Raw genomic sequence first — 21,444 nt, 5'->3', positions numbered from 1 at the left:
CATAGGGTTACGCGGAGTTACACGGTTTTTCCGTGCAACCGGCACTCGCGGGCGATGGTCCCTGCGGAGTTACACGGTTTTTCCGTGCAACTGGCACTCGCGGGCGATGGTTTCTGCGGAGTTACACGGTTTTTTCGTGCAACTGGCACTCGCGGGCGATGGTTTCTGCGGAGTTACACGGTTTTTCCGTGCAATTGGCACTCACGGGCGATGGTTTCTGCTGAGTTACACGGTTTTTCCGTGCAATTGGCACTCGCGGCGATAGTCTCTGCGGAGTTACACGGTTTTTCCGTGCAATTGGCACTCGCGGCGATAGTCTCTGCGGAGTTACACGGTTTTTCCGTGCAATCGGCGCTCCCGGCGATGGTTTCTGCGGAGTTACACGGTTTTTCCGTGCAATCGGCGCTCCCGGCGATGGTTTCTGCGGAGTTACACGGTTTTTCCGTGCAATTGGCACTCCCCGCGATGGTCCCTGCGGAGTTACACGGTTTTTCCGTGCGGCGATGGTTTCTGCGGAGTTACACGGTTTTTCCGTGCAACTTGCGCTCCCGGCGATGGTTTCTGCGGAGTTACACGGTTTTTCCGTGCAACTGGCACTCGCGGGCGATGGTTTCTGCGGAGTTACACGGTTTTTCCGTGCAATTGGCACTCCCCGCGATGGTCTCTGCGGAGTTACACGGTTTTTCCGTGCAACTGGCGACCCCCGCGATGGTCCCTGCGAAGTTACACGGTTTTTCCGTGCAACTGGCGTCCCCCCGCGATGGTTCCTGTGGAGTTACACGGTTTTTCCGTGCAACTGGCGCTCCGGCGATGGTTTCTGCGCCGGAGCCTGTCAGCAATATGATGCCGGTACGGGAAAAGATTTTGCACGCATACGGCTGCACGCAAAAAAAGCGCGATCGGCTCTGCCGGACGCGCCTTTACTACCTGTTACTCTTTCACCGCGCCGATGACGATGCCTTTGACGAAGTAGCGCTGCAGGAACGGGTACACGATCAGGATCGGCAGCGCGCCGATGAAGATTTGGGACGCCCGCAGCGTGCGCTGGGACAGGCCCGCGATCGCGGCCGGGTCGAACTTGGTCATGTCCGCTTGCACGATGATTGTCTGCATAAAGCTGGCGAGCGGGAGCTTGGCGGCGTCCTTCATATAGATGAGGCCGTCGAAATACGCGTTCCAGTGGCTGACCATCGTGAATAGAGACACGGTCGCCAGCGACGGCAGGGAGATGGGCAGGTAGACGGCCCAGAACGTCCGCACATGCCCCGCGCCGTCGATGAATGCGGCTTCCTCGAGCTCCTTCGGCACGGAGCGGAAGAAGTTGAGGAGCAGGATGATGTTGTAGACGGCGACCAGGCCCGGCAGGATGAGCGCGAACAGGTTGTTGATCAGATGCAGCTTCAGGATCAAAATATAACTCGGGATGAGTCCGCCCGGGAACAGCATCGTGACGACGAAGAACCAGAGATATACGTTGCGCGCGCGGAACACCCGCGTGTCCTTAGACAGCGCGTAAGCCGCGATCGCGTTGACGAGCATGCCGAGCGCCGTGCCGAGCACCGTCCGCTCGATGGAGATCCAGAGCGACTTGAGGAAGTTGGCGTTGCGGAACGTCTTCTCGTAAGCATCGAACGTCAGTCCCTTGGGCCAGAGCGTGACCAGCCCCGCGTTGGCCGCGGCGCTGGAGCTCAGGGATACCATCAGCAGGTGGAACATTGGCAGGAGGCAGAGGATTGCGATCACCAGGAGCACCGTATTGTTGAATGCGCTGAACACGCGGTAAGATAGCGTTTTATGATACACGAGGCTTCACCCCTTTCTAGAAAATCCGGTATCCTGCGTATTTGTAGGCGAGCCGGTACGAGAAGACGATCAGGACGAGGCTGATCACCGACTTAAAGAAGCCGACGGCCGTCGCGAAGCTGAATTGTCCGCCCAGGAGGCCTTCGCGGTAGACGAACGTGTCGATGATGTCGCCTTGCTGGTAGATCATCGGGCTGTACAGGTTGAACACCTGGTCGAAGTTGGCGTTCAGGACGTTGCCCATTGCCAGCGTCGCGACGACGATGAGGATCGGCAGCAGAGACGGCACCGTGATGTTGAGCGTCTGCTTCCAGCGGGAAGCGCCGTCGACCTCGGCCGCCTCGTACAACGCCGGGTTGATGCCGGACAGCGCCGCGAGGAAGATGATCGTGTTGAAGCCGAACTCCTTCCAGACGTCGCTCACGATGATCGTGACGCGGAACCAGGTGCCGTCGCCGAGGAAGAAGATCGGCTTGATGCCAAAAGCGCTCGTCAGCAGCTGGTTGACGATGCCGGTCTGGCCGAGCACGTCGATCAGGATGCCCGACAGCGTGACCCAAGACAGGAAGTGAGGCAGATAAACGAACGTCTGGATCGAACGCTTGAGCCCCATTTTGCGCACCTCGTTCAGCAGCAGCGCGAACAGGAAAGGCACGACGAGGTTCAGAACGACCTTCGAGCAGGCGAACAGCAGCGTGTTGCCGATGATCTTGACGAAGTAATCGTTCGTGAACATATAGTGGAAATGCTTGAACCCGACCCACGGCGAGTGGGCGAACCCGAGCCTGGCCTTGTAGTCCTGGAATGCCATGACGTTTCCCAGCATCGGGACGTAGGAAAAGATAAGCACGAGCAGGGCGGCCGGCAGCACCATGAGATGCAGCGTCCAAGGCTGCTTGTAGCCGCGTTTTCTGTCCTTGAGCTCGCGAGCCGCGGACTTGGATGTATTTGCTTCCATAGCTCTCCCCCGTTTGCGGATCGATTGATGGGCACAGAGCGAACCCTTGTTAAGCCATAGTAGCAACCGGAAAGGCCTTACAACTATAAGACATTGTTAGGATCGATAGGGTTTTGTTAAGCAATTGGAGCAGAGGGAGGAACGCGCGTATGCGCTGGAATATGGAAGGCGCCCTTTCGATGAAGGGCGGGCCGCTAAAAATGAGCATGTTCGCCAAGTACACGGGACTCATCGTCGCCCTGTTTATCCCGATCGGCATCGTGTTCGCCTACGCCAACAACGTCGCGAACCGCGTCATCGGCACGGAGATGCGGGCCTCGAACATCAGTCAGCTGTCGTTCCTCTCGAGCCAGATCGACTCGCGGATCAACCAGACGATGGACTTCGTCTTCACGTTTTCCAAGGATCCGAACGTCCAGAAGTTCAACGGGCTCGGCGTTTGGGACGACCAGTACGACCGGATGCAGACGAAGTACATGCTGCAGGAGAAAATGGAGCTGCAATCCGGCATCGTGACGATCTGGCCGGTCGAGTTCACGGTGTACTCGCAGGTGCACAAAGAAGCCGTGACCAACTCTAGCACGGATGCCCCTTACGACGAGGACTATCTGGCGCGCAACCTGTCGGGCAATTGGATCTACGACGACCAAGCGACAGCCATGGGAGAAGCGAAGGCGTTCCGCTGGCTTTACACCGATTCGTTCGGGCACCAGAACAAGCTGACGGGGAGCAATCTGGTCGTGCAGGCCAGCTTCGGCCGGGAGAACATCCAGAACATGCTGGACACGTACAAGGAAGGCGGCCAAGGCGATCCGCTGTTCTACTATAAGGGTCGTGCCCCGATCCCCAACCGTACGTCGTCCGCCAAGCTTGTGACGGAGGTCCGGTCTTACCTGGACGGGCTGAGCCTGGGCGAGACGATGCAGCAGACGATCCGCCTGGACGGAGACAGCTACCTGGTCAGTCTTGTGAAGTCCCCGCTGCTCGGCGGCTATCTCGTGGACATCGCGCCGCTCGACCAGGTTCTGGGGCCAATCTCCTCGAGCCGCAATCTCTTTTACCTGTCGATGCTGCTGCTCTTCCTGTTCGGCACCTTCATCTCCGTACTGCTCTATAGAGACGTGCAGCGTCCCATCGTTAAGCTGATCGGCGGCCTCAAAAGGGTGCAGCGCGGCGACTTCTCGGCGCGCATCGACGCTAAAGCGAACGGCGAGTTCACGTTTTTGTTCTACCGGTTTAACGATATGTCGCGGCAGATCGAGAGCCTGATCGAAAACGTGTTGAAGGAGCGGATGCGCGCGCAGGAGGCGACGATGAAGCAGCTGCAGGCGCAGATTAATCCGCATTTTCTGTACAACTGCCTCGGTTACATGATTAACATGGCGCAGATGAAGGAGAACGATGCCGTCGTCGCGATGGGATACAACCTCAGCGCCTATTACCGATACATCACGCGGATGGAAAAGGAAACGGCAAGCCTCGCGGAGGAAATAAAGCTGATCGTGAACTATCTGGACATTCAAAAGCTGCGCAACGGCCGCATTCACTATACGATCGACGTGCCCGAGGAGATGCTGGCCCAGCAGGTGCCGCGCCTGATGCTGCAGCCCCTCGTCGAAAATGCCGTCATTCACGGCGTCGGCAAATCGTTCGCCTCGGGCGAGATTCGCATCCGCGGGGAAATGTCGGACGGCCTCTGCCGCATCTTCGTCGACGACGACGGACCGGGCATGGACCCGGAGCGCCAAGCGCTGTTGAATCAGAGGCTGACGGGCCCGCTCGAAGAAGACATGGGCGCAGGCTTGTGGAATACGAATCAGCGCATCGTTCACTGCTTCGGCACGCGATCGAGCCTTCACTTTACGCAATCGGAACTTGGCGGCGTCCGCTCGGAGATCGTCTGGGAGATGCCGAAGCCAGCGTCATGACTCATATCCTACGGAACCGGACAAGGAGTGCTTTCATATGCAAATGCTCATCGTAGACGACGAAGCGCACTGGGTCGACAATCTGTCCATGCACAAGCCCTGGCACACGCTCGGCATCGAGCAGGTCCACAAGGCGTATTCCGCGCGCGAGGCGCTCCAGATTATCCACACGCACCCGATCGACATCGTCATCTCGGACATTATTATGCCCGAAATGACCGGCGTGGAGCTCATCGGGAAAATTAGAGCGTACGACAAGCGGATCAAGTGCATCATCCTGTCCGGTCATGCGGACTTCGATTATGCCAAGGAGGCCGTCCGTAACCATGCGGTCGACTACCTGCTCAAGCCGCCGACCGACGAGGAGCTGTTCGGGGCCGTCCGCGCGGCGATCGAACAGCTGAACGCGGAGTGGGAGCGCGTCAGCTCGCTGGAGCGCACGCAGTTCGCCCTGCGCGAGAATTTGCCGCTGCTGCGCGGGCAGCTACTGCTCGGCGCCATTCGGGGCGAGCGCATGTCCGCCGAGGAGTGGGCGCGCAAGCTGGATACGTATGGACTGCCGTTCCGCGACGGGAACTGCGCACTCGCGCTGGTGCGCCTGGAGGACGAGTTCGATCCTTATCGGAACAACGGGCAGCATCTCCTCGAGTATGCGATCACGAATATCGCAGAGGAAATCTTCGGCGAGTTCATGGAGGTATGGAGCGTCAAGGAGGAGCACGGCTACCTGGCGTTTCTCTTGCAATTGAAGCAGGGTGCGACGCCGGACCGGCCGGACCTTCTGCTCGAGAATCTGGCCATGCAGGTGCAGGCCAAGGTCAAACAGTATCTAAAGGGCTCGCTGTCCGTCGTCATCACGGAGCCCTTCCGCTTTCCCGGCGAGCTCGCGGAGCAATACCGTCAGGCGTCTTCGTATTTCCGGCGGATCGTCGGGGACGAGCGCGAGTTCGTCATGAAGGTCGATCCCGCGGAGCAGCCGTCCTCGCTCGGAGCGCTGGAGGTGCTGCACCGGCCGCCGGTCCTCCTCCATCTGCTCGAGGCGGGGAGATGGGATGCCGCCGAGGACAAGCTCGCCGCGGTCTTCGCGGAGCTGGAGGACAAAGGCTCCGAATCCTGGGAACACTGCATGGAGGTCGGCTTCGCGATCTCGTCGGCTTTCATGCATCTGGCGCATCGCGGCGGCAAGACGCTGGCCGGCCTGCTCGGCGGGGAAGACGAGCTGGCGCAGCTCGGGGAGACGTTCGCCTCGATAGGCAAGCTGCGCAAATGGGCGCTCGCGGCGCTCGCCCGACTGCGCGAGGGTACGGTCGACGACGCCCAGGACGCGCGCTCGCATTACGTGCAGAAGATTCAGGCTTACGTGGACGCGAATCTTCACCTCGACGTCTCGCTGCGCGCGCTCGCCGACCACGTCAATCTGCATCCGACGCACCTGTCCAAGATTTACAAGCTGGAGACCGGCGAGGGCATCAGCGACTACGTCGCCGCGCTGCGCATGAGCCGCGCCTGCCACCTGCTCAAGTCGACGGACAAGAAGATCTACGAGATCAGCACGGAGATCGGCTACCTCGACCCCGCGTACTTCATCAAGGTGTTCAAGCGTCAGTTCGACGTCACACCGCAGGAGTACAGGGAGCGTCATTGAAACGTTTCGCCAACAACCTAACAGAGTCCTACGAAAACTAATATCGCCATATGGAAGCCCTCCCCGAACGGTTGGTACAGTTAACACATGCAGTCATCACGACAAGTGGGGGATAAAAAATGGCTAAATTCAAGAAGTCCTGGCTCGTTCCCGCGGCCCTGTCGGTCGCCATGCTGGCCGGTTGCGCGAGCAACGGGAACGGCAACGGCAACGGTGCGGCAAGCCCGTCCGGCGCGGTATCGGGCGCCAGCGCAACCGCATCGTCCGAGCAATCCGTAGCGGACAAGGCTTTTGCGGCAGGCAAGTACGATCCGCCGATCGAGATCAGCACGATCCTTATGCCGACGACGTACTCGAACGGCGACACCAAAGAGAACAACGTTCACGACCGCTGGATGCTCGACACGCTCGGCCTCAAGTTGAGCAAGGATACGTGGTATCCGGCAGGCAGCGACCAATACAAGCAGCAACTGCAGCTCGCCCTGACTTCCGGCGAAAAGCTGCCCGACTTCATCATGGTGCCGACCGACTCGGTGCTGACCAACCAACTGATCGACTCCGGCGAGTTCATGCCGATCGACGAGCTTTTCGACAAGTACGCCACTAAGGTTTGGAAAGACCACGCCGCTCAGCATCCGGAGCTGTGGTATCCGTTCACCAAGGACGGCAAGCATTGGAACCTGCCGATCATGGAGTACACGGACAACGACGACACGTTGCTCTGGCTCCGCGAGGACTGGATGGAGAAGCTTAACCTCCAGGCACCGAAGACGATCGCGGATCTCGAGAACATCATGGACAAGTTCAAGAACCAGAATCCCGACGGCTTGGCGCCGAAGGACGTCTACCCGCTCGCCATCTCGCTCAAGAACAACACGAACACGTGGATGGGCGGCCTCGACTGGCTGTTCGGCGCGTACGGCACGATCGAAGAGCAGTGGAACAAGGACGCCGACGGCAACCTCGAGTACGGCTCCGTGAACCCGGGCGCGAAGCAAGCGCTGGCGAAGCTGCAGGAGTGGATGAAGAAGGGCTACATTCACCCGGATACCGCGCTGTGGGACGAAGGCAAGTCCGCCGAGATCTGGACGAAGGGCAACGCCGGCGTGCTGCCGGGCGCGAACTGGGTGCCGGACTGGCCGGCGCCGGACCTGCTCAAGAACGTGGCAGGCGCGAAGTACAAGGCTTATCCGGTACCTGCAGGTCCGGACGGCAAGATTGGCACCAAGTGGCAGAATTCCGGCGTCAACAGCAGCTTCATGATCAACAAGAACGCCGCGCATCCGGAAGCGATCCTGCTGTACTACAACTACATGCTGGACAATCTGGCCAACCCGCCTGCAGGCAGCCCGTACGAGCACGGCTTCGCCAAAGGCTACGACTGGGATATCGTCGACGGCCAGCCGACGAGCGACGCGGCCAAGATCAAGAACTACAACGACAAGTTCCCGTTCATCACCGGCCCGGCGCGCATCCCGGACCTGTACATGAAGACCCTCGTCAAGCTCGCCGACGGCGGCAAGCCGGAGACGCCTTACGAGAAGCAGCAAGCCGAGTCCCGCAAGCCGGAAAACTGGTACGCAGCGAAGGTCGTCATGTCGCAGATCGACGTCCGCAGGCAGAACTACTTCACCGGCGCCGCGACGCCGACCATGATCTCCAAGTGGAACCTCCTGCGTCAATCCGAGCTCGAGACGTTTAACAAGATCATCTACGGCAAGCTGCCGATCGACGCGTTCGACACCTTCGTCACGAGCTGGAAGGCGAACGGCGGCGATCAAGTCACCAAGGAAGTCAACGATTGGTTCAAGTCGGTATCGCAATAAGGCGGATCGGCGGGAAAATCAGGACGGCGCGAGAGCAATCTCGCGGCCGTCTTTTTTGCGTTCGAAAAATGGCGAAAATGCGCGAATAAAACCGGATATCGATATATCATTTTGCCAAAATATATTATAATTTTAAGGTCGCATCCAATATTTTCATGGGGCTGCATGAGGGGCAACGGCATTGGCTGAAAGGAAGTGCAAACGGTTAATCATCGCGAGATGCAGCATTCAGGCCAATTTAAGCTGGGAGACGATGCGAAGCAGATGGGTTATTCAACATGGAAAAGAACATCGAAACGTATGCTGCGGATGTCCGTTATGTTTTTGGTCTGCACGGTTGTTTACGCCTCGCTGATCGGAAATTTCGGAACCAGAATCTATGCAGAATCCGCTCCACCGCATTTTGAAGAACAACCTCAAGATGCAACGATCAATGCGGGCCAGGACGCTTCCTTTACCGCAGTGGCGGGCAATTACGACACTCTTCAATGGCAAGTGGATACGGGCTCGGGTTTTGCGGATGTTGACAACACAGCGCCATACGACGGCGTGCATTCAGATACGTTGTCCATTACCGCTGCAACGATCGGGATGAGCGGCTATAAGTACCGGCTCGTGGCGAGTAATACTGTGTCTACAGTAGAGTCGGATACCGTAACCCTGACCGTAAATTCGGCGGATGACGCCCCGCAGCCTACGATTACCTTGCAGCCGGCCGATCAGACGATGAATGTCGGCGACCACGCCAGCATCACGCTGGTAGTCACGGCGCAAGTTAGCGGCGGCGGCGTACTGAGCTACCAATGGTACAGGAGCGATCCTGTCAATGGCCTCTTCGCGCTTTCGGGCAAGACCGGCGCTTCATTGACTGTGCCTACGACAAGTGCCGGCGAAAATGATTACTATGTCGTCGTCACCAATACGGACACCTCGATTCCGGGCACGCAGACCGCATCGGTGACCAGCCGTACGGCCAAAGTCAAAGTAAACGCGCTGGCGGGGGCGGCGACGCCTAAAATCGACACCCAGCCGACAGCCGATACGGTGGTTGACCAGAACGACAGCGTGGTTCTGCACGTAGAAGCTAGCTTGAACGCGGGCGACAGCGGTACGTTAAGCTACCAGTGGTATAGGAGCGATAGCGCCAGCGCCGATAGCAGCGTACAACTCGGCGGGAAGACCAGCGACTCGTTTACCGTACCGACCGGGGGTTCCGGCGTATTTTATTATTTTGTTGTCGTGACGAATACGGACAACTCGGCTCCGGGCGACAAAACCGCATCTGTCGCCAGCGCGGTAGCCAAGGTCACGGTGAACGCGTTGGCCAACGCTGCGCCGCCAACCATCAGTACGCAGCCGGCAGACGATACGGTTGATGCAGGCGACAGCGTCGTCCTTCACGTAGCCGCGAGCGGCTCAGGCTCGTTAAGCTACCAATGGTATCGAAACGATAGCGACAGCAACGCCGGAGGCTTCCAGCTGGCGAACGCAATCGGCGACTCGTTTACCGTACCTACAGGATCCGCAGGCGTAAATTACTATTACGTCATCGTCACCAATACAGACGCCTCGGTGGCGGGCACGAAGACCGCATCTGTCGCCAGTAACGCAGCCAAAATAACGGTGAACGCGTTGGCCAGTGCTGCGCCGCCGACCATCGGCACGGAGCCGGCAGACGATTCGGTTGATGTCGGAGACAGCGTGATCCTTCACGTAGCTGCGAGCGGTACGGGCACGTTAAGCTACCAATGGTACAGAAACGATAGCGACAGCACCTCGAGTGGCGTCCAGCTAACGAACGCGACCAGCGACTCGTTTACCGTACCGACAGGAAGCGCGGGCGTCAATTATTATTATGTCGTCGTCACCAATACCGACAACTCGGTGGCGGGCACGAAAACCGTATCGGTCGCCAGCAGAGCGGCCAAAGTTACGGTGAATGCGCTGGACGATGCGGCAGCGCCGACCATCGGCACGGAGCCGGCAGACGATATGGTCGACGAAGGCGACAGCGTCGTCCTGCACGTAGTCGCGAACGGCACCGGCACGTTAAGCTACCAATGGTACAGGAACGATAGCAGCAGCACGACTGGAGGCTTCCAACTGGCGGGTGCCACAAGCGATTCGTTTACCGTGCCGACTGGAGCGGCAGGCGTAAATTACTATTACGTCGTCGTCACCAACACCGACAACTCGGTGACGGGAACTAAAACCGCATCGGTTGCCAGCAGAGCCGCCAAAGTTACGGTGAACGGGCTGGATGATGCGGAATTGCCGACCATCGGCACGGAGCCGGCGGACGATACGGTAGACGAAGGCGGCGGCATCACCTTGCATGTAGCCGCTACCTTAAACGGCAGCGGCCAGTTGAGCTATCAGTGGTACAGAAACGATAGCAACAGCACCATCGGCAGCTCGCAGATTATGAATGCGACCGGCACCTCGCTTACCGTGCCGACAGCGGATGCTGGCGTAACGTATTATTACGCCGTCGTGACGAATACTGACCTTAATGCACCGGGCAACAAGACCGTATCGGTCGCCAGCCGTATCGCCAAAGTAACGGTGAATGCGCTGGAAAATGCCCAAGCGCCCGTAATCGACACCCAGACGACTTCCGACCAGACGGTAAATGAGGGAGACGTGCTCACGCTGAACGTGACGGCTCGCTCCACCGATGGCGGAACGCTGACTTACCAGTGGTATCGGGTAGACGATGAATTCGGCAACGTAGCAGTCAATCAGGCAACGAATGCTAATTTTAACGCGCATTCTGCGGTGGCTCCCGGACATGCCTTTGAAGTTTATTATTATTATCCGGTAGTGACGAATACGAACAACGACGTTCCCGGTATCACATACGCTTCTGTGACCGGCGAGGTCATTAAAGTAACGGTGTACGCGAACGCAGAAAAACCCGTTTTCCTTACGCATCCGAAGAATAAAACGGTGAATGAGGGCGGCAGCGTAACGCTAAAAGTCGAGGCAACCGTACCGGTCACCGGCGTATTAACCTACCAGTGGTACCGCAACACGACGAACAGCACGACGGACGGCACGCTCATCTCGGGCGCGACTGACGGCGAATACGCGGTACCGACGGACAGCGTCGGCGTCACGTACTATTATGCTGTAGCTACGAATACGGATCCTACAGCACTGGGCTACAAGGTCGTATCGACGACCAGCGCCATAGCCAAGGTGACGGTCAAAGCGCTGACGTACAGCATTGCTCCGATCGCGGATCAGACTGCGGATGAGCTAGTTCAAGGCTACGCACCGGGAACGCAGCAGACAAAGACGATCTCGATTGCGAATACCGGCACCGGCGGATTGACGAATCTCGCAGTATCGCTAAGCGGCGAGGGCGCCGAGGACTTCGTCCTCACGCAGCCTGCCTCGACGCTGGAGAGCGGCTCGCCCGCCGCCAGCTTCACGGTCAAGGCAAAGGACGGACTCGCCGCGGGAACGCACACCGCTACGGTCACGATCAAGGCCGAGCATTTGACGGATGTATCGTTCCAGGTGACACAGGTCGTCCATGAACCGCCGCTCACTTACAGCATTACTCCGATCGCGGATCAGACCGCAACCGAGCTGGTCCAAGGCTACGCATCGGGAACGCAGCAGACAAAGACGATCTCGATTGCGAATACCGGTACCGGCGGATTGACGAATCTCGCAGTGTCGCTAAGCGGCGAGGGCGCCGAGGACTTCGTCCTCACGCAGCCTGCCTCGACGCTGGAGAGCGGCTCCCCCGCTGCCAGCTTCACGGTCGCGGCCAAGGATGGACTCGCAGCGGGGACGCACACCGCTACGGTCACGATCAAGGCCGAGCATTTGACGGATGTATCGTTCCAGGTGACACAGGTCGTCCATGAACCGCCGCTAACGTACAGCATTGCCCCGATCGCGGACCAGACCGCAACCGAGCTGTTCCAAGGCTACGCATCGGGAACGCAGCAGACAAAGACGATCTCGATTGCCAATACCGGTACCGGCGGATTGACGAATCTCGCAGTGTCGCTAAGCGGCGAGGGCGCCGAGGACTTCGTCCTCACGCAGCCTGCCTCGACGCTGGAGAGCGGTTCGCCCGCCGCCAGCTTCACGGTCAAGGCAAAGGACGGACTCGCCGCGGGAACGCACACCGCTACGGTCACGATCAAGGCCGAGCATTTGACGGATGTATCGTTCCAGGTGACACAGGTCGTCCATGAACCGCCGCTCACTTACAGCATTACTCCGATCGCGGATCAGACCGCAACCGAGCTGTTCCAAGGCTACGCATCGGGAACGCAGCAGACAAAGACGATCTCGATTGCGAATACCGGTACCGGCGGATTGACGAATCTCGCAGTGTCGCTGAGCGGCGAGGGCGCCGAGGACTTCGTCCTCACGCAGCCTGCCTCGACGCTGGAGAGCGGCTCCCCCGCTGCCAGCTTCACGGTTACGGCCAAGGACGGATTGGCCGCGGGAACGTATACGGCTACCGTCACGATTACGGCCGACCATTTGACGGACGTGTCGTTTACGGTGATCCAAGTCGTCAAAGCCCCCGAGAACGTGTCTACGGGAACCGGGCAACCGGCTTCGACTAATATCGAAGTGCTCGTGAACGGCAAAGCCGTATATGCAGGCTCCGCGACTACAAGTCAAGTCGACGGACGATCGGTCACCACCGTGACCCTGGACCCGCAGAAGCTGGCCGAGCGGCTTGCAGTTGAAGGCACAGGTGCGATAATCACGATTCCGGTCGCGGCTGCGTCGGATCGGATCATCGTGGCGTTCGACGGCCAAGCCATTCAAAATTTGGAGCAGAAGCGCGCAGTCGTAGAACTCCAGGCGAAAAATGCCATTTACAACCTACCTGTCCAGCAAGTGAACTTCAGCTCCGTCGTAGCACAATTTGGCGCCAATATCGATCTGCGGGACGTCAAAGTCCTGATCGAGATCGCAGCGCCGACGGCCGACGTGGCCAAAATTGTCGAGAACGCGGCGACCCGCGGCAACTTTTCGTTGGTCGTACCGCCTATCAGCTTCACAGTCAAACTAGCTTATGGCGATAAGACCGTTGAAGTCACGAAGTTCAACAGCTACGTCGAACGAAAAATTGCCCTGCCTGAGGGCTCCGATCATGCCAAGATTACCACGGGCATCGTCGTGGAGCCTGACGGAACGGTGCGTCATGTACCGAGCAAAGTGACGACGATCGACGGCAAAGATTATGTCGTGATCAACAGCCTGACCAACAGTACGTACGCAGTCGTATGGAACCCGCTTCAATTCAGCGATGTAGCCGTCCATTGGGCCAAGGACAGCGTGAACGATATGGGATCCCGCATGGTCATCGGGGGCACGGGCGACGGCTTGTTCAGTCCGGATCGCGACATCACCCGCGCCGAATTCGCGGCGATCGTCGTTCGCGGCCTGGGGCTCAAGCTGGAAGATGGCACGACGCCGTTCTCGGATGCCGGCACATCGGCCGGGTACAGCAGTGCGATCAACACCGCTTTTGCCTACAACTTGATCAGCGGCTTCGAGGACGGTACCTTCCGCCCGAACGACAAGATTACTCGGGAGCAAGCCATGGTGATCATCGCCAAGGCGATGAAAGCCACCGGGCTGAGCGGAGATCGCGGCGCGACTGCCGAAGATGCATTTCTTTCGTTTGCGGATGCCTCTTCTGTCGCCACGTGGGCGATCGACAGTGTCGCCGCCAACGTCCAGGCCGGTCTGGTCAAGGGGAGAACTTCCACGAGACTGGATCCGAAGGCTTACATCACGAGAGCCGAGGTCGCGGCGATCGTGCAGCGATTGCTTCAAAAGTCCGACTTGATTTAAACCGACTTAAACACAAAGAGCCGTCCCAGAGTCATATCCTTTGACTTGGGGGCGGCTTCTTTGCGTTTGCTGTAACGCATAAATTCGGCACTCACGCGCGGCTCCGGCGGCCAAGTGCTGCCCAGGGCAAGCACTTCAACTCGCACACGCGACTCAGGCGGCCAAGTGCTGCCCAGGGCAAGCACTTCGACTCGCATACGCGACTCTGCGCCCAAGTACTGCCCAGGGCAAGCACTTCGACTCGCACACGCGACTCTGCGCCCAAGTGCTGCCCAGGGCAAGCACTTCGACTCGCACACGCCACTCTGCGCCCAAGTACGGCCGAGGGAAAGCACTTCGACTCGCACACGCGGCTCCGGCGGCCAAGTGCTGCCCAGGGCAAGCACTTCGACTCGCACACGCGACTCTGCGCCCAAGTACTGCCCAGGGAAAGCACTTCGACTCGCACACGCCACTCCGGCGCCCAATTACTGCCTAGGGAAAGCACATGAACCCACACACCGTCTCGTTTGCCCCCTCCGCCACTCCGCGCCAGATTCCCCCCCTAAAATAGCTAGGATCCCGCGCAAAAGGTGCAGCTTTGCGTCTACTCGGCCGCCGACGAATCCGGTAGGCTCAGGGATGAACGCCACCTCTTATTGCAAAGGAGCTATGCCCGCAATGAACGCCATTCAAGCGCGAATCGAAGCGCTGCGCCAATATACCGCCTCCAACACCGCACCCGACGATCTTGAAGCCTTCTGGGCGCGCGCATGCCGGGAGGCCGACGCATCGGCCGCCTATTCCGCGATCCAGCCCGCAGCCTCTCCTTTCCGGCAAGCGCAAGTGTTCAAAGTGATCTATGCCGGCGCAGCCGACACGCCTGTCCACGCCTGGTTCCTGCTGCCGCCGGATCCGCTGCAGCAGCCCGCTCCCTGCGTCGTCGTCTTCCACGGCTACTCGCTCTCCAAGGGTCTGCCCGAAGAGCATGCGGCATGGCTGCTCATGGGCTATGCCGTACTCGCCGTCGACGTGCGCGGACAAGGCGGCGATACGGGCAACGGGCTGCCGCAAGCGCACGGCATGGCCAAGGGCTGGATCACCAAGGGCATCCTCGATCCGGAGCGCTCCTACTTCCGGGCGATCGCGATCGACGCCCTGCGCGCCGTCCGATGCGCGATGGCTATGCCCGAGGTCGATCCCGCGCGCGTATTCGCCTTCGGCGGCAGCCAGGGCGGCGGACTGGCGCTGCTCGCGGCCGCGCTTGCTCCCGGGCTGCGGGCGGCGATCGCGCATGTGCCGAACATGTGCCACATGGACCTCGGCATCATGCAGTCGGTCGGCTCGATCGCCGAAGCCGCGGACTTCGCGACGCGGTTCCCGGACAGCCTGGACGATGTGCTCCGCACGCTAAGCTACTTCGACATCGTGAATCTGGCGGATCGCATCGCGCTGCCCGTGCACGTCACGGTCGGCCTGAAGGATACGACCTGCCTGCCCGAGACCATCTTCGCCGCCTACAACCGGATCGCCTCCCCGGACAAGTCAATAGAGGTCCATCCGTTCATGGGACACGCGATTCCGCCGGGATATTACGCGGCTGCTCACGCTTTTTACTCGCGGTTGGCGCGATAGTTCGCCGTACTCCGGGCGCTTGCAGACGATCGGAATTGTATGCGGCCCAGCCCCTCCAAAACGCCTTTGACGAGCGCGGATTTGGCGACGTAGATCGGAAACGAGTAAAAGTGCTGCCAATGGAGCATCTCGTATACACCGATCCATACGCTAATGGGCTCTAAGACAAATGCAAACACCGCGCCCATGATCGTTTCTGCGATCAAAAACGACCGCCATTTGGGAAAGTATTGATAAACCAGCATGTGCAAGACGGGCAGCATCCCGAAGTCGACCGCCGACAACTCGGGAATAAATCTAAAAAGCTTATGCGGATATATCCATAAATTCAGCTCATAACCGAAATGATCCAACAAGAATATGAGGTAACCGATCGAGACGCCGAATAACAAAATATCCTTCAGTCTCGATTTGTCGACGAGCCGCCACCAGACGATCCATGGCAGGATAAGAGCCGCGAGCATCAACCACCATTGAGGCGAAAACAGATCGTAGTGCAGCCAGTAGTCTTGTCTCAGTTCGGTCAGCTTTCGATGGACATCCTCTATTTCTCCGAGCAGGGACTTCTCCGACATGCGCGTTCGCCCCCCCTCGATTTATTCGGCCCGGAACCGCGAGATTCTGCGCAACGGCGCATTCTGGTTATTGTTGCCTGCAACGGCATAACTATGCGAGCGGCGAGGCGGTCGCCGGTTAAATCGTGCAGGATACCGAGGAAAACGATAACTTTCCGCCGTCGTCTCCTCAGCTCCGCCGATGCTATAATGCCGAGTAACGCGGACGGAAGACGACGGAAAGAGGGGAAGCACGATGACCAATCGCATGCCGCCGCCGGGCGCGGCGGGCTGGCAAACCTGGGCGCCGCATGAAGCGCTGGCGCCTATATTCGACAGGGATATGCGGGACGGCGAGTCCGTCCTGATCATTCGGGCTACGGGCTCGCCGAACGCCTACGGGAAGTGGATCGGCAAAACGGCCGGCGTCGAGGGCAGAAAAACCTATGACATCGCCGCCGACTATCTCGCGACCGGCATCGACGCGATCCGCGCAGACGTGTACGCGCTAGTCACCTGGTCCGACGCGAACGGAGCGCTGCTCACGCGCGACTACATCGATCAATCCCGCGAAGCGCTGCCGGATGGCTGGATCGGCCTTCGCAGGACGATGACGGCCCCCGCCGGCGCCGCGTTCGCCGAGCTCGAGCTCGCATTCAGATGGTCGGCGAGCGGAGAGGTCGCCTGGCGGAGACCGTCCGTCGCGGAGACCGCAGCTACCGCGCAACTGCCGATCAGAACGGTCCGCGTCGCTACGACCCTGATCAATAAGTTCAGCGGCAGCCGCACGGGAAATCTCGCCGACATGAGCGACTTGCTGGACCAGGCCGGCGCGCAGCGGGCGGATATCGTATGCCTGAGCGAAGGCGTCTACGAGCAAGGCGTCGGCGGGCGCGGCTATGGCCAATTCGGCGAGCCGATTCCGGGAGCGTTCACGAACTTTCTAGCCAGCCATGCGCGGAAGCACAGATACTACGTCATCGCGAGCTTGTTCGAGACGGACGGTGACGTTCTTTATAACACCGCCGTCCTGATCGACCGGGACGGCCGCATCTCGGGCAAGTACCGAAAGACGCATCTGCCGCTCTTCGAAGCGGAGATGGGCGTGACGCCAGGCAGCGAATACCCGGTGTTCGACACCGATTTCGGCCGGATCGGCATCCTGATCTGCTGGGACAGCTACTTCCCCGAGCCCGCGCGGCTGCTGGCGCTCAAGGGAGCCGAGCTGCTCTTCGTGCCGACGCAGGGCAACGCGCGCATCCAGTCGCTCGCGAGAGCGGTCGACAACGGCGTCCATGTCGTGGTCGCGGGCATGTGGGAGGAAAAGCCTAGCCGGATCGTCGATCCCCGGGGCGATGTGCTTGCGGAGCTGTCCGAGGAAGCGCACGGCGTCGCGGTCGCGGAGATCGACCTCGGCAAGCCGTTCTACAAAAACTGGCTGTCGGTCGGGGACGCCGACGGTGAAGCCCGCTCGCTGTTCCGCCGGGAGAGGCGCCCAAGCACGTACGGCGATCTGACGATCTAGCCCAGCCCGAAGCCCGAAGCGGACCAACAGTAGAAAATATCGCTCATCAGTGCAGGATTGCGCGCTTACGGCAAAATGAAAGCGCTGATATAGTTAACCTAAAGCCACACGAACGCTTGAAGTCTTCAACCACTTAACAGCAAACGGGGTAGGCGCATGCACAAATCGCACGGCTTGATCGCGGAGCTAAAAAAAAACAAAATGCTGTTTCTCATGCTGACCCCCGCGGTCGTCTACTTTATTATTTTCAACTACTTGCCGATGGGCGGGGTCGTCGTCGCCTTCAAGTACTTCGAATTCGACAAAGGCATCTTCCACAGCCCCTGGGTCGGTCTCAAAAACTTCTCCTTCTTCTTCCGGTCCGGCCAGGCCTGGCTGCTCACCAAGAACACGATCCTCTACAACCTGGCCTTCATTTTGGTCGGCATGGCGTTTCAGGTCGGCGTCGCGATCATCTTCTCGGAGCTCAAGGGCAAATGGCTCAAAAAAGCGATGCAGTCCTCGATGCTCCTGCCATACTTTATCTCCTGGGTCGTCGTCGGATCGTTTGTGTACGGCATTTTCAACTACGAATTCGGCAGCCTTAACACGCTGCTGAAGTCCATCGGCATGGAGCCGGTCGACATCTACGGCCGGCCGTCGCTCTGGTTTTTCATCATCGTCGGTTTCTATCTCTGGAAGCTCATCGGCTACGGCAGCATCGTCTATCTGGCGGCGATCCTGGGCATCAATCCCGAGCTGTACGAGTCGGCGGAGCTGGACGGCGCGAACATTTTTCAACGGATCCGCCATATCACGCTCCCGCTGCTCAAGATCACGATCGTCATCATGGTCCTGCTCCAGGTCGGCGGCATCCTGCGAGGCAACCTCGACATGTTCTACCAGCTCGTCGGGAACAACGGCCTCTTGTTCAACAAGACCGACGTCATCGACACGTTCGTATTCCGCGCGCTGTACCAGCAGGGTCTGGATCTGGGACTGCCGGCCGCTGCAGGCTTGTACCAATCGGCGGTGGGCTTCGTCATCATCATCTCGCTGAACTACGTTATCAAGAAGGTGAATCCCGATTATGCGTTATTTTAGGAGTGGTACCATGGCGGTCAACCAGATCCGGAAAACAGACAGAATCGTCTTTAACCTCATCGGCTATATCGTCGTTGGTCTCTTCTCCCTTCTGTGCCTGATCCCGTTCCTGCTGACCGTCTCAGGATCGGTGACCAAGGACGCGTCGCTCTTCGAGTACGGGTACCGGCTGATCCCGAAAATGTATTCCCTTGAAGCCTACAAGCTCATCTTCCGGACGCCGGAGGTGATCACGGGCGCCTACGCCGTCACGATCCTGCTCGTCGTATCGGGCACCGCGCTCGGCCTGTTCCTTACCGCGATGACGTCCTACGTGCTGCACCGCAAGGACTTCAAATACCGCAACAAATTTTCCTTCTTCTTTTTCTTCACGACGCTTTTCAGCGGCGGGCTCGTACCGTGGTATCTCGTCATGATCAATCTGGGGATGAAAAACAATTTTCTGGCGCTGCTGCTTCCGCATTTGTTCGCCGTATTCCACATCATCATCATGCGGACGTTTTTTACGACCATTCCGGAGAGTCTCGGCGAATCCGCCAAGATCGACGGCGCCGGCGACTTTACCATATTCCTGAAGCTTTACTTGCCCATCTCGCTGCCCGCGCTGTCCACGATCGGCTTGTTCATCGCCCTGACCTATTGGAACGACTGGTATCAGGCGATGCTGTTCATCACCAAGCCGAACATGATGCCGCTGCAGTACCATCTCTACAAGGTGTTCAACTCCATGCAAGCCGCCCAGATCGTCGCGCAGAAGACCGGGATGCCGGTCGCCCAGATGCCGACGGAGACGTTTAAGCTCGCCATGACGGTCGTCGTCACGGGGCCGATCATCCTCGTATATCCGTTCATTCAGAAATATTTCGTCAAAGGCATGACCGTAGGCGCGGTGAAAGGGTAAAGCTGGAACCTTCCAGTTCACCATAAATTCAAGGGGGATACGATATGTACAGAAAACGCACCAATTCAGGCTTCATTCTATCATCGCTGCTCGCGGCCATGATTATCTTCACCGGCTGCTCGAATAACGCGGGAAGCGGCTCGAACGCGAGTCCAGGCGCTTCCGCATCGGCGAGTCCGTCCGCCGAAGCTTCCGGAACGCAGAGCGCCTCGCCGTCGGCAGCGGCGCCATCGGGCCCTGACATCTCGAAGAAAGTCGAGCTCAGCATGTATCTGCCGTCGGACGGCGCACCCGACGCCAAGCTGATCCACGAGGAACTGAACAAGATGACCGAACGGGACATCAATGCCACGGTCAAGATCACCTTCCTGTCCAACGACGCCTACAATCTGATGTTGTCCTCCGGCGAGAAGTTCGATCTCATTTTCGCCGCCAACTACATGAACTACGCGGACAACGCCAGAAGAGGCGCCTTCAAGGAGATCACGCCGGAGATGCTGAGCACGTACGCGCCGCAGTCCGCCAAGGAAGACAAGGATAAGCTGGCCGGCGGCTACGTCGGCGGCAAGATGTTCGCCATCCCGACGCTGGCAGCGAGCTTTAACTACAGCGCCTACGTCGTTCGCGGCGACCTGATGAAGAAGTACAACGTGCCGGACATCAAGACGATCGACGACTTCGGCGTCTATCTGGATGCGGTCGCCAAAAACGAGAAGAGCATGATCCCCTATAACATGGGCAAGAACGACGCCTGGACGCTCTGCGCCCTGTACTTCGGCAACAACAACCTGATGGCGCCGGGCGCGCCGAACTGCACGAGCCCGATCGCGCTCAAGAAAGACGATCCGTCGCTCCAGCTCCTGTACACGTTCGACTTGCCTGAGACGACGGCCTTCATCAAGAAGATGAAGCAATGGAAGGACGCCGGCTACTGGTCCAAAAACGCGCTGTCGAACACGGTCAGCCTGAACGATTCGTTCAAAAACGGCAAAAACGCCGCGCTGATCACCAGCATACCTGGCGCGAACAATATCTATAACGAAGTGAACAAGTCGCATCCCGAGTGGGATCTGCGGATCTACCCCGCCTTCCAGGGCTCGATCGACCGCTACTCCTACATGGCTGGGGGCATGGCAATCGGCGCGAAGTCCGAGAACGCGGAGCGTGCGCTCATGCTGCTCGATCTGCTGCGGTACAACGAAGACTACAACATGCTGACGCAGTATGGTTTCGAGGGCACGCACTATACGATCAACGATAAGGGCGACATCGTCTTTCCTGCCGACAGCAAGTACCCGCCGAACGCGGCCGGCACATGGGGCTGGACGAACGAGACCTATACCAAAGTGTTCGACGGCTCGTTCCCGAACTACGCCGAGCTGCTTGCGGACGCCAAGTCGCGGTATGTGCCCAATCCGCTGGTCGACTTCACCATCGACGCCAAGGAGATCAGCGACGTCACCACCAACCTGAGCAACCTGTTCACACAGTATGCGGGACCGCTGTACATGGGCTTCACGAACGACGTGGACGCGGGCATCCAGGAGTACAAGGATCAATTGAAAAAAGCCGGCGTCGAGCGTTACAAAGAAGCCGCGCAGGCCCAGATCGACGCTTATATGAAGAGCAAATAACTTGAACTTCCCGTTTGTTTTGAAGGGCTTTAGCGGTCAATTTGCTGCTGGAGCCCTTTGAGGCACCTATGCTATGATTTCCCAAAAGGCGCATCATCGCAGGAACGGATCACAGTCTGGCCCGGGGAGAAT

Annotated in this window: 12 protein-coding genes; 9 read left to right on the top strand and 3 right to left on the bottom strand. The window is 58.8% G+C overall.

Going from position 1 to position 21,444, the window contains the following annotated elements:
• Positions 1 to 930: 930 nt before the first annotated feature.
• Positions 931 to 1,803: a carbohydrate ABC transporter permease gene (locus tag KB449_RS33215; RefSeq protein ID WP_282912440.1), complete on the bottom strand. Its 873-nt coding sequence runs from the start codon at positions 1,801 to 1,803 to the stop codon at positions 931 to 933.
• Between the two features lie 16 nt (positions 1,804 to 1,819).
• Positions 1,820 to 2,761, bottom strand: a complete 942-nt coding sequence (locus tag KB449_RS33210; RefSeq protein WP_282912439.1) for an ABC transporter permease — start codon at positions 2,759 to 2,761, stop codon at positions 1,820 to 1,822.
• A gap of 149 nt (positions 2,762 to 2,910) precedes the next feature.
• On the opposite strand from KB449_RS33210, the gene KB449_RS33205 reads away from it, so the two are divergent.
• The 5 genes from KB449_RS33205 to KB449_RS33185 all read left to right on the top strand — a co-directional run bounded on the left by KB449_RS33205 (position 2,911) and on the right by KB449_RS33185 (position 15,615).
• Positions 2,911 to 4,689: a sensor histidine kinase gene (locus KB449_RS33205; protein ID WP_282912438.1), complete on the top strand. Its 1,779-nt coding sequence runs from the start codon at positions 2,911 to 2,913 to the stop codon at positions 4,687 to 4,689.
• A gap of 37 nt (positions 4,690 to 4,726) precedes the next feature.
• Positions 4,727 to 6,334 (top strand): response regulator transcription factor, encoded by a 1,608-nt coding sequence (locus tag KB449_RS33200; RefSeq protein ID WP_282912437.1) that lies wholly within the window; start codon positions 4,727 to 4,729, stop codon positions 6,332 to 6,334.
• A 119-nt stretch (positions 6,335 to 6,453) separates the two neighbouring features.
• A complete protein-coding gene (locus KB449_RS33195; RefSeq protein ID WP_282912436.1) occupies positions 6,454 to 8,160 on the top strand; it encodes a type 2 periplasmic-binding domain-containing protein in 1,707 nt (568 codons plus the stop codon).
• 264 nt (positions 8,161 to 8,424) lie between these two features.
• On the top strand, positions 8,425 to 14,001 hold the full coding sequence (locus tag KB449_RS33190) for an S-layer homology domain-containing protein (protein ID WP_282912435.1): 5,577 nt from the start codon (positions 8,425 to 8,427) through the stop codon (positions 13,999 to 14,001).
• A gap of 660 nt (positions 14,002 to 14,661) precedes the next feature.
• Complete coding sequence (locus KB449_RS33185; protein ID WP_282912434.1) at positions 14,662 to 15,615, top strand: acetylxylan esterase; 954 nt, start codon at positions 14,662 to 14,664, stop codon at positions 15,613 to 15,615.
• On the opposite strand, the gene KB449_RS33180 is transcribed toward KB449_RS33185, so the two are convergent.
• Positions 15,594 to 16,190, bottom strand: coding sequence for a CBO0543 family protein (locus tag KB449_RS33180; RefSeq protein WP_282912433.1), 597 nt, complete (start codon positions 16,188 to 16,190; stop codon positions 15,594 to 15,596). The two genes, KB449_RS33185 and KB449_RS33180, sit on opposite strands and share 22 nt — an antisense overlap.
• A gap of 235 nt (positions 16,191 to 16,425) precedes the next feature.
• Between KB449_RS33180 and KB449_RS33175 the strand changes: the two genes are divergently transcribed.
• From KB449_RS33175 to KB449_RS33160, 4 genes are all read left to right on the top strand, one after another.
• The gene (locus KB449_RS33175; RefSeq protein WP_282912432.1) at positions 16,426 to 17,694 is read left to right on the top strand and encodes a carbon-nitrogen hydrolase family protein; all 1,269 of its coding nucleotides are present in this window, start codon (positions 16,426 to 16,428) and stop codon (positions 17,692 to 17,694) included.
• Between the two features lie 156 nt (positions 17,695 to 17,850).
• Complete coding sequence (locus KB449_RS33170; protein WP_282912431.1) at positions 17,851 to 18,777, top strand: ABC transporter permease; 927 nt, start codon at positions 17,851 to 17,853, stop codon at positions 18,775 to 18,777.
• A 10-nt stretch (positions 18,778 to 18,787) separates the two neighbouring features.
• Positions 18,788 to 19,678: a carbohydrate ABC transporter permease gene (locus tag KB449_RS33165; protein WP_282912430.1), complete on the top strand. Its 891-nt coding sequence runs from the start codon at positions 18,788 to 18,790 to the stop codon at positions 19,676 to 19,678.
• Positions 19,679 to 19,722: 44 nt separating this feature from the next.
• The gene (locus KB449_RS33160) at positions 19,723 to 21,312 is read left to right on the top strand and encodes an ABC transporter substrate-binding protein (RefSeq protein ID WP_282912429.1); all 1,590 of its coding nucleotides are present in this window, start codon (positions 19,723 to 19,725) and stop codon (positions 21,310 to 21,312) included.
• Positions 21,313 to 21,444: the final 132 nt, after the last annotated feature.

This window comes from Cohnella hashimotonis (assembly GCF_030014955.1).
Classification (GTDB): Bacteria; Bacillota; Bacilli; order Paenibacillales; family Paenibacillaceae; genus Cohnella; species Cohnella hashimotonis.
The sequence above is the reverse complement of the archived record's forward strand: the minus strand, read 5'-3'. Positions and strand labels throughout refer to the sequence as shown.

Bases quoted from the DNA above. Each gene is read 5' to 3' on its own strand.
- KB449_RS33170 (WP_282912431.1), top strand. From the start codon at position 17,851: ATGCACAAATCGCACGGCTTGATCGCGGAGCTAAAAAAAAACAAAATG.
- KB449_RS33195 (WP_282912436.1), top strand. From the start codon at position 6,454: ATGGCTAAATTCAAGAAGTCCTGGCTCGTTCCCGCGGCCCTGTCGGTC.
- KB449_RS33200 (WP_282912437.1), top strand. From the start codon at position 4,727: ATGCAAATGCTCATCGTAGACGACGAAGCGCACTGGGTCGACAATCTG.
- KB449_RS33160 (WP_282912429.1), top strand. From the start codon at position 19,723: ATGTACAGAAAACGCACCAATTCAGGCTTCATTCTATCATCGCTGCTC.
- KB449_RS33175 (WP_282912432.1), top strand. From the start codon at position 16,426: ATGACCAATCGCATGCCGCCGCCGGGCGCGGCGGGCTGGCAAACCTGG.
- KB449_RS33205 (WP_282912438.1), top strand. From the start codon at position 2,911: ATGCGCTGGAATATGGAAGGCGCCCTTTCGATGAAGGGCGGGCCGCTA.
- KB449_RS33165 (WP_282912430.1), top strand. From the start codon at position 18,788: ATGGCGGTCAACCAGATCCGGAAAACAGACAGAATCGTCTTTAACCTC.
- KB449_RS33210 (WP_282912439.1), bottom strand. From the start codon at position 2,761: ATGGAAGCAAATACATCCAAGTCCGCGGCTCGCGAGCTCAAGGACAGA.
- KB449_RS33185 (WP_282912434.1), top strand. From the start codon at position 14,662: ATGAACGCCATTCAAGCGCGAATCGAAGCGCTGCGCCAATATACCGCC.
- KB449_RS33190 (WP_282912435.1), top strand. From the start codon at position 8,425: ATGGGTTATTCAACATGGAAAAGAACATCGAAACGTATGCTGCGGATG.
- KB449_RS33180 (WP_282912433.1), bottom strand. From the start codon at position 16,190: ATGTCGGAGAAGTCCCTGCTCGGAGAAATAGAGGATGTCCATCGAAAG.